This is a genomic window from Natronomonas sp. (assembly GCF_036625485.1).
Classification (GTDB): Archaea; Halobacteriota; Halobacteria; order Halobacteriales; family Haloarculaceae; genus Natronomonas.
The window spans coordinates 1-7,703 of sequence record NZ_JAZKTR010000116.1 but is presented as its reverse complement, the minus strand read 5'-3'; the positions used below and the strand labels follow the sequence as shown (position 1 = coordinate 7,703).

Below are 7,703 nucleotides of genomic sequence, written 5' to 3'. Positions count from 1 at the left end.
ACGCGCTCGTCGAGTTCGTCGAGGAACACCCCGAAATCGGCGACGACGCGATGGTCTGAGGCTTCGGTTCCCGGGACTGTTTTGGCGCTGTGGCAACACGCTATCAACGAGTCCGATGCCCTCCACGCCTTCCGACAGCGACGACCGCGTAACACGGAGACGTGTCCTTACCGGATGCGCGGCGGCCGTCTCCGGAGCTATCGCAGGTTGTAGCGGCCGGGTTCCGGGAACGGGGCCGACACGTCTCGATACCGAGACCACCGTAGAGAACGACCGTACCCCGCGTCTTCTCTGGCGGTATCCACCGCGTGACGGCGATACGGACGGAATCGGATACGCAGCGGTCGAGGTCGACCGCATAATCCGGCGAGATGACCGCCCGCTGGCGATACATCTGGCGTTCAATTCGACCATCGGAGGTATCGCATCCGACGAGCCGTACGAGGGCTATCGTCTCGATTGGTTCCGGTTTCGTATCTGGCCGCCGGCTACGTACGATGGTCGGATTAACCACCACGTGCGCATCGAACCACCGGGTCAGTGGGAGGACTTCTCCACCCACTACGATACTCGAGGGGGGACTCGCCGGACGACAGTGGAACTCCGAAACGCCGACACGCAAGGAACGATCATCGTTCCGGCCGTGTTCGAATCGGGAACCGATTCGCTTCCCGACAGCCTCCATTGCTCGGTTACCGTACAGGCGTCCCGTCCGGGCGTCTTCGGGAGGACGGTTCGCGTCGCTGGTCGAGGGTCCCTGCCGATTCCACAACGATAGGATCGTCCTACGCTGTCTGCAGGGCGTACTGCAGGATCGCCAGCGCCGAGCGGCCGTCCCGCAACTCGTCGGCAAGCGCGCGCTCTTTTAAATCGGTGAAGGACGCGGTATCGACCTGGATCGACTCGTTGTGGTCGAGGTCCTGTTCGGCGGTCGGCGTACAGCCGTGGGCGACGACGTAGTGGAACACGGAATCGAAGAGGCCGTTCGCCGGTTCGTAGGTGGCGAGGTGTTCGATCGCGGCGGCCTCGTAGCCGGTCTCCTCGGCGAGTTCCCGCTTGGCGGCGGCATCGATATCGACGTCCTCGGATTCCAGCCCACCGGCAGGCAGGCCGTAGTTGACGCGGTCGACGGCCTGTCGCCACTCCTCGATGACGACCACGTCGCCGTCCTCGGTGAAGGGGAGGATGACGACCGACGGCGGCTCCGAGACGTAGTGGAACTCCGTGTCGGTGCCGTCCGGCAGGCGCACCTCGTCGCGGACCACGTCGAACCCCGGGCAGGTGTAGTCGGTCTCCTCGGCGAGCGTCTCCCATGTGAGGTCCGCGTCCGCATCGTCGCTGTCGTCCATACTGTCAGTCCGTCGGCGACCATCAAAAACACCGGCCGTCCCCGGCCGGAGTCGGGCCGCCTATCGCCGGTCAGGCATCTCCGCGACGCCCTCGAAGTAGAGGTGGTAGTGGTTCTCGCAGGCGGGATTGAACGGTGTTTCGCAGGCGGGGCAGGCGTCGACGCCCATGTACTCCTGGACGGCGAGTTCGGTCCCGCAGGCGCCACAGAGGACGGCCGGTTCGTCGCGGCGTTCGACCGGCCACTTCTCGATGTCGTGGTCGGCCACCTCCTCGTGGCATCGAAAACAGGGATAGTACGTCTCGCAGCAGGCGAACTTGATCGCGACGACGTCGCGCTCGGTACCGTAGTGGGCACACCGCGTCTCCGAGTCGACGCCGACGCCGCGGACCTCGTGGCCGTGGACCTGCACGTATGCAGGTGTGGCTGCCAGTCGCTTATACGATTCGCCGCCGGTAACGAGGCGTTTCCGCCGTGAACCGCCGAAACGGTTTTGAGGGACCCGATTGGGCTTTTCCCTGGGTGCGATAGCGTCCGTGACACACCGCGCGGATGCTGCACCCGTCCCCACCCCCGAAGTTTCCGGACCTTTGACATTCCCGTCCCTCCTTCGACCGGTTCGTTTCATCCTGCTCCGTTCCGGCCACGTTGTCCCGTCTGACGCCCGTCAGACGCCCCGCAAGGGATATGTGTGGTGGCTTCGCACGGGGACGCAAGGGGGACGATGGTGGACGAACCGATAGTGTTGTTCGCAGACGACCAGCCGGCGCTGGCCGACGGCCACGCGGCGCGATTACCCGATTCCTACACGACCGAAACGGCCTACGATGGCCAAGAGGCGTTGGAGGCAATCGACGAGGACGTCGACGTCGCGGTGCTGGACCGCCGGATGCCGAAACTGACAGGCGATGCCGTCCTCGAACGGATTCAGGACGGCGACTACGACTGCCGCGTCGTGATGTTGACCGGCGTCGAACCCAGCGAAGATATCGTCGAGATGGGTTTCGACGCCTACCTCGTCAAGCCGGTCGACGGCGACGAACTCCGCGAGACGGTCGCGGACCTGCTCGACCCGTCGCCGCCCGACAACGACGTCCTCGACGCGCTCGGCGACCCGAAGACCCGCCACTGCTTGCACGTTCTCGCCCGCGGCGAGTACAGCGCGCGGGAGTTGGCCGACGTGACCGACTATTCGCTGACGACGATCTATCGACGGCTCAACGCGCTCCAGCAGGCCGGCCTCGTCGATGCCCACGAGACGCTGAACCCCGACGGCGACCACTACAAGCGCTACGCCGCCGCCGTCGCCAGCGTGGAGGTCGCCATCGACCGCGGCATCAGCGTCGAGATGGAGCCACACGGCGAAGGGACGGCCTGAGAAGGGACGGCCTACTTACGGACAGACGAACACCGGGACGGGGCTGTGTCGCAGGATGGCGTCGGTCGTACTCCCCAGCAGCACGCGTTTGTACTCCGACCGCCCTCGCCGACCGACCACGATCACGTCCACTCCGTTTTCCTCGGTGTACGTCAGCACCTCCTCGAAGGGGACGCCCTCGAGGAGCATCGTCTCCACGTCGATATCGAACGGTCCGGCGGTCTCGACGACGGCTTGGAGTGCGGCCTCCCCGCGCGTCCGGAGTTCCGAACTGAGCGTCTCCGCATCGACGACGTCCATGTCGGCGTTTTCGGTATCCATCACGTACACCGCGTCCAACGTCGCATCGTGGCGATTCGCGAGATCGCACGCGTGTGCCGCGGCGTCGGTCGCGTGTTCGCTCCCGTCAGTCGCGACGAGTACGCGTTCATACTCCATGCTCGTGTCTAGGCGGACGCGGACGGAAAGCGTATCGATGGGAGCTTACAGCTCTCCCCCGTCACCGCTCGGTGCCTGACCGCGACGATTCGATCAGCAGCGCGACGGTCGCGAGCGGAAAACCGATGTGTTCGATCGTGGGTGCGCCTCGAGACAGATCACCCTCGCACTCCAGCGGGACCAGAAGACACCTGCTTTGGCGTGTTCTGCAGCCGCCCCTGACGTGGGTGCTTGGCCGCGAACGCTACTGAAGTGGCGGCCGTACCGTTCGCGTCGACAAACGGATGTCTACTGGCGGGCTCTCCGATTTAGCAGGGGGGCACTTACCCCCCAGTTGGGGAACCCCACGCCTTTAGCCGTGGGAAGATGTCAGTCCTCGGGCCACTCCTCGGCGCCGAGCGGTTCGCCATCGAGAAACGCCCCGATGCCCTCGCGGGCGTTGTCGGTCGTACAGAGTTCGGCGAACTGCTCGTTCGAGTACTCGATGGCCTCGTGGTAGGGGAGTTCGGCCATCGCGGTGATGGCCTGCTTGCCCATCTGGATGCCGACGGGGCTCTTCTCGACCATGGGTTCGGCGAGTTCGATGGCTCTATCGACGTGTTCGCCCTCGGGGACGACCCGGTTGATCAGGCCCCAATCCAGAGCCGTCTCGGCGTCGATGAGTTCGCCCGTCAACAGCATTTCGTTGTATCGCTTGCGCGTAATCGATGACATCAGCGGCACGGCCGGGCCCATGCAGAACAGTCCCACTTTCGGCGCCGTGGCTCCGAACTTGGTCCCTTCGGCGGCGACGGCGAGGTCACAGGCCGCTACGAGCCCGAGCCCGTTGGCGGCCGCGTGGCCATGAACTGCGGCGACGACCGGCGTGCGCATCTCGACGACGGTATGGAACGGCTCTTCCATCTGGGCGACCCACTCCCGGTAGGCCTCTTTCGACTCGTGGTCGGCGTGCTCGGAGACGTCGATGCCCGCCGAGAAGACGTCACCGGCCCCGTCGACGACGATGGCCCGGACGTCCGGGTCCTCGTCTAACTCGACGAGCGCGTCGTCGAGTTCCCGGGCCAGTTTCGTGCTGAAGGTGTTCATCGCGTCGGGTCGCGAGAGGGTGATCCGGCCGACGTAGCCGGTCCGGTCCGTCTCGATGGTCTCTCGGGTCGAGGTAGCTGGTGTATCCGAACTCATACCGTAGGGTTCGACGTGTCTTGTCATAAGCTCTGGTGAGGCAGCGATACTGGCTTGTCGGAGATGGACGGTCGGCGGCCTGCTCAGGTACGGTTCTACAGCTCGATTCGTTCCAGGTCCAACTCCAGGTCTGCGACGTGGTCGTTGTAGGCCTCGACGAACCCGCCGAACGCCGGGGCGTACTCGCGGATGTCGGCCGCCGACGGCGGGCCGTACTGCGAGACGAGATAGACGCCGCCGGAGCCGCCGACGCGGAGATACGACGCGCCGTCGAGGTCCCACTTCAGTTCCCAGCGCGTCGACGCGACCCGTGCGGAATAGGTACCGTATTCGGTCCCTTCGTAACGCTGGAGTTCGCCAGCCATCGTGTTGCAGGCCTCCTCGACGCGGCCGACGATGCGGTCCCGTTCGTCGACGACGGTATCGGTCGATTCGACCGGCGGGAACCCGTCGTCGACGTCGTCGAGCATGCCATCCAGTGAGTCGACGTAGTCGTTGTAGGACTCGACGAACGCCTCGTAATCGGCGAGCGCTCGCGCGAGCGGTTCCGGTTCGGCCGGTTGTTGGGTCGAGACGACGTAGGTTTCGCCGCCGCCCTGTGGCTTGTATCGGAGGTATTCGAGGTCACCGGCCTCGTATTTGACCGTCCACTCGCCCCGCTCCGTCGAGAAGGACCGCTGGCCGTAATCGCCGCCCTGCAGTCGCGCGAGATTGTAGGCCACGCGGCCGGCGTGCTCCCGCACCGCGGCGAGCACCTCGTCTCGTCTGGCCGCGACGGCATCTACGTCCGAGATATCGACATCGAGATCGCTCAGCGGAGCCATACTGTGTCGAGAGGGTCGGACATGATAACGTGCGTGGCTTCGGGACGCACTGCTCGCTACAGCGAGGCCGTGTCGACCCGGGGGTCGAGCAGGGAGTTCAGGAGGTCCTGCAGGAGGTTGCCGACGACGCCCAGCGTGACGAACACCATCGCACTGCCCATGACGATCGGGAGGTCCTGTGTCCAGATCGCGTTGTAGAACAGCGAGCCGATGCCGTCGATGGCGAAGACGGCCTCGATGACGAACACCGACAGCGCGATCAGCGCGAGCGTCTCGGTGAACAGGATGGAGACGAGCGGTATGGCGGCGTTGCGAACCACGTGCTTGGCGATGGTCACGCGCCCGCCACCCTTCGCCTTGACGAGTTTCGTGATGTCGTCGGCGTAGTACTGCTTAGAATACGCCCGGGCGTAACTGGCGACCGCCGCGAGCAACGTCGTCGCGACCAGCAGCGTCGGCAGGACGTACGAGTACAGGGCGGGCCACTCCGTCACCGCGATCTCCGGCTGGCCCGACATCCCGGTCAGGAAGACGGGCCGATAGATGACGGCGGCGCTGGCCGACAGCGTGAGCAACACCGCACCGACCCAGAAGTTCGGAATCCCCATCCCGGCGTACGTGACGGTTCGGGTCGTGCTATCGCTCAACGAGCCGTCGTTCATCGCGGTGAAGAGACCGACTGCGAGGCCGACGATGACTGCAAGCAGGATCGCCGGCAGGACGTACGCGGCGGTTCTGGCCGTCCCGCTCAGCACCATCGGCAGCGCGTCGACGCCGTGGTCGAACGACTGGCCCCACTGGAAGGTGAACATGTTGGCCATCCAGTCGACGTAGAGTTCGTGTAACTCACCATCCAGCCCTCGTTCGGCCAGATACTCCTGTTTCACGGCCTCGACGTCTTCCGCGTCCGTCGTGGGACTCCGTGCAACCCGAGCGAGAATGGTCCCGAGATACCAATTCTCCGTGCCGACGAACAGCAAGAAGATTCCCGAGAGGACCGCCCAGATGGTGACGAGGGCGAGCGCCAGCCGCTCGACGATGAGCCGCGCGAGGCTCATGGTGAACCACCACCGGCCTGTGTGGTACTGGAGGGCATGCCGTCGTAGATGTTCCCCGTAGCGGTATTTCAAATGTTCGGTAGCGCGGAGTCCCCTTCCTCAAGGAGCGACCGGAGGGAGCGAGTAGGGAGGGGAGGAGCGCGTTCGCATCGAAGTTTTCGTCCGATGTCGGCCCCCTACGCGAATCCAGCGTCTCACCCGGTCTCGACGGGGTCGGCGACGTTCATGTGGGGTGACATACCATAACACTTAACGGATGATACGGTGCTATCAGTAACGATTAGCGCCCTCCATGACAGACGCCAGTCGAGACGAGGCTTCGAGTCGTGACGCCAACCGAGACCTACCCCCGAGTAGCGATACCACCAACACGGAGGGGACCGCCGCCTTCGAGGCGATCGACTGGAGCGAGGTCGACCGCTCGAAAGGGTTGCTGACAGCCCAGCGCATCGCCCTCGTCGCCGGTCTCCTCCTGACTGCCGTGGCGTACGTCTACTTCCATACCCAGCGCAACTCGACGCTGTTCCTGCGGTGGAGCATCGGCAACGAGGACTGGCTCCTCATGCTCGCGACGACCGCCATCGCCGCCTACGGGCTCGTCCCGCTCGCGAGGAACGGCCGAACTCGAAGTCGGCTGTTCGGCCGTCTCAAGCGGAACCTCCCGACGCTTCTCAGCGCGGTGTTCATCCTCGGGGTGTTGGCCGTCTCGCTGTGGGCGACCATGACCGGGTTCAAGCCCTCGATATGGTCGCCGACCCAGGGCGTTGTCGAGGAGTTCCAGCGGCCGGTCGGCTTCGGCGGGTCGTGGGCCCACCCGCTCGGGACCGACAAGTGGGGCTACGACGTGGTCGACCTGCTGGTCGTCGGCGCTCGTCCGTTCGCCTATCTCTCGGTCGTCACGCTCGGCCTCATCGTCCCGCTTGCCACCATCGTCGGCATGGTCGCCGGCTACTACGGGGGACGGCTCGACGACGCGCTGATGGCCTACGTCGACGCACAGATCAGCATTCCCGCGATTCTCATATATATGGTGGCCTACATGTTCTTCCTCAACTCGATGGCGATGTTGCTGGTCGCGTTCGGCCTGCTGTCGTGGGGCGGTATCGCCCGCATCGTCCGCAGCGAGACGCTCCAGCGCCGCGAGGAAGGCTACGTCCTCTCCGCCCGTGCCATCGGCGCCCGTGACCGATACGTCCTCATGCGTCACCTCCTCCCGAACGTCACCAACACCGTCGTTCCGGCGGCGTTCCATCTGATCGCGATCCTCGTCCTCACCGAGGCCGGACTCGCCTTCATCGGGTTCCACGCCTCCTTCCAATCGTGGGGGATGACAATCGCCGAAGGGGTCTTCTACGGCTCGACGACCGCGTGGTGGATATCGGCGTTTCCCGCCCTCACACTCGGCGTGACGGTCATCGCACTCAAGCGGGCGGGTGACGGGTTCCGAGACGTACTCGACCCGCGTGGTGGCTCAT

Annotated in this window: 8 protein-coding genes; 2 read left to right on the top strand and 6 right to left on the bottom strand. The window is 64.9% G+C overall.

Going from position 1 to position 7,703, the window contains the following annotated elements; translation table 11 throughout:
- Positions 1-785: 785 nt before the first annotated feature.
- Complete coding sequence (locus V5A53_RS11070; RefSeq protein WP_332313673.1) at positions 786-1,349, bottom strand: NUDIX hydrolase; 564 nt, start codon at positions 1,347-1,349, stop codon at positions 786-788.
- A gap of 60 nt (positions 1,350-1,409) precedes the next feature.
- Complete coding sequence (locus V5A53_RS11065; RefSeq protein ID WP_332313672.1) at positions 1,410-1,760, bottom strand: CHY zinc finger protein; 351 nt, start codon at positions 1,758-1,760, stop codon at positions 1,410-1,412.
- A gap of 330 nt (positions 1,761-2,090) precedes the next feature.
- Between V5A53_RS11065 and V5A53_RS11060 the strand changes: the two genes are divergently transcribed.
- Complete coding sequence (locus V5A53_RS11060) at positions 2,091-2,726, top strand: response regulator (protein ID WP_332313671.1); 636 nt, start codon at positions 2,091-2,093, stop codon at positions 2,724-2,726.
- A gap of 15 nt (positions 2,727-2,741) precedes the next feature.
- Here V5A53_RS11060 and V5A53_RS11055 read toward each other — a convergent pair whose 3' ends face one another.
- The 4 genes from V5A53_RS11055 to V5A53_RS11040 all read right to left on the bottom strand — a co-directional run bounded on the left by V5A53_RS11055 (position 2,742) and on the right by V5A53_RS11040 (position 6,228).
- A complete protein-coding gene (locus V5A53_RS11055) occupies positions 2,742-3,164 on the bottom strand; it encodes a universal stress protein (protein WP_332313670.1) in 423 nt (140 codons plus the stop codon).
- 369 nt (positions 3,165-3,533) lie between these two features.
- Complete coding sequence (locus V5A53_RS11050) at positions 3,534-4,346, bottom strand: enoyl-CoA hydratase/isomerase family protein (RefSeq protein ID WP_332313669.1); 813 nt, start codon at positions 4,344-4,346, stop codon at positions 3,534-3,536.
- 95 nt (positions 4,347-4,441) lie between these two features.
- Positions 4,442-5,170, bottom strand: a complete 729-nt coding sequence (locus tag V5A53_RS11045; RefSeq protein ID WP_332313668.1) for a hypothetical protein — start codon at positions 5,168-5,170, stop codon at positions 4,442-4,444.
- Between the two features lie 56 nt (positions 5,171-5,226).
- Complete coding sequence (locus V5A53_RS11040) at positions 5,227-6,228, bottom strand: ABC transporter permease (RefSeq protein WP_332313667.1); 1,002 nt, start codon at positions 6,226-6,228, stop codon at positions 5,227-5,229.
- Positions 6,229-6,520: 292 nt separating this feature from the next.
- On the opposite strand from V5A53_RS11040, the gene V5A53_RS11035 reads away from it, so the two are divergent.
- Positions 6,521-7,703, top strand: a 1,183-nt coding sequence (locus V5A53_RS11035; protein ID WP_332313666.1) for an ABC transporter permease, incomplete at its 3' end; no start/stop codon positions are given.

Excerpts from the sequence above, each read along its gene's own strand:
- V5A53_RS11070 (WP_332313673.1), bottom strand. The coding sequence starts at position 1,349 with ATGGACGACAGCGACGATGCGGACGCGGACCTCACATGGGAGACGCTC.
- V5A53_RS11055 (WP_332313670.1), bottom strand. The coding sequence starts at position 3,164 with ATGGAGTATGAACGCGTACTCGTCGCGACTGACGGGAGCGAACACGCG.
- V5A53_RS11050 (WP_332313669.1), bottom strand. The coding sequence starts at position 4,346 with ATGAGTTCGGATACACCAGCTACCTCGACCCGAGAGACCATCGAGACG.
- V5A53_RS11045 (WP_332313668.1), bottom strand. The coding sequence starts at position 5,170 with ATGGCTCCGCTGAGCGATCTCGATGTCGATATCTCGGACGTAGATGCC.
- V5A53_RS11040 (WP_332313667.1), bottom strand. The coding sequence starts at position 6,228 with ATGAGCCTCGCGCGGCTCATCGTCGAGCGGCTGGCGCTCGCCCTCGTC.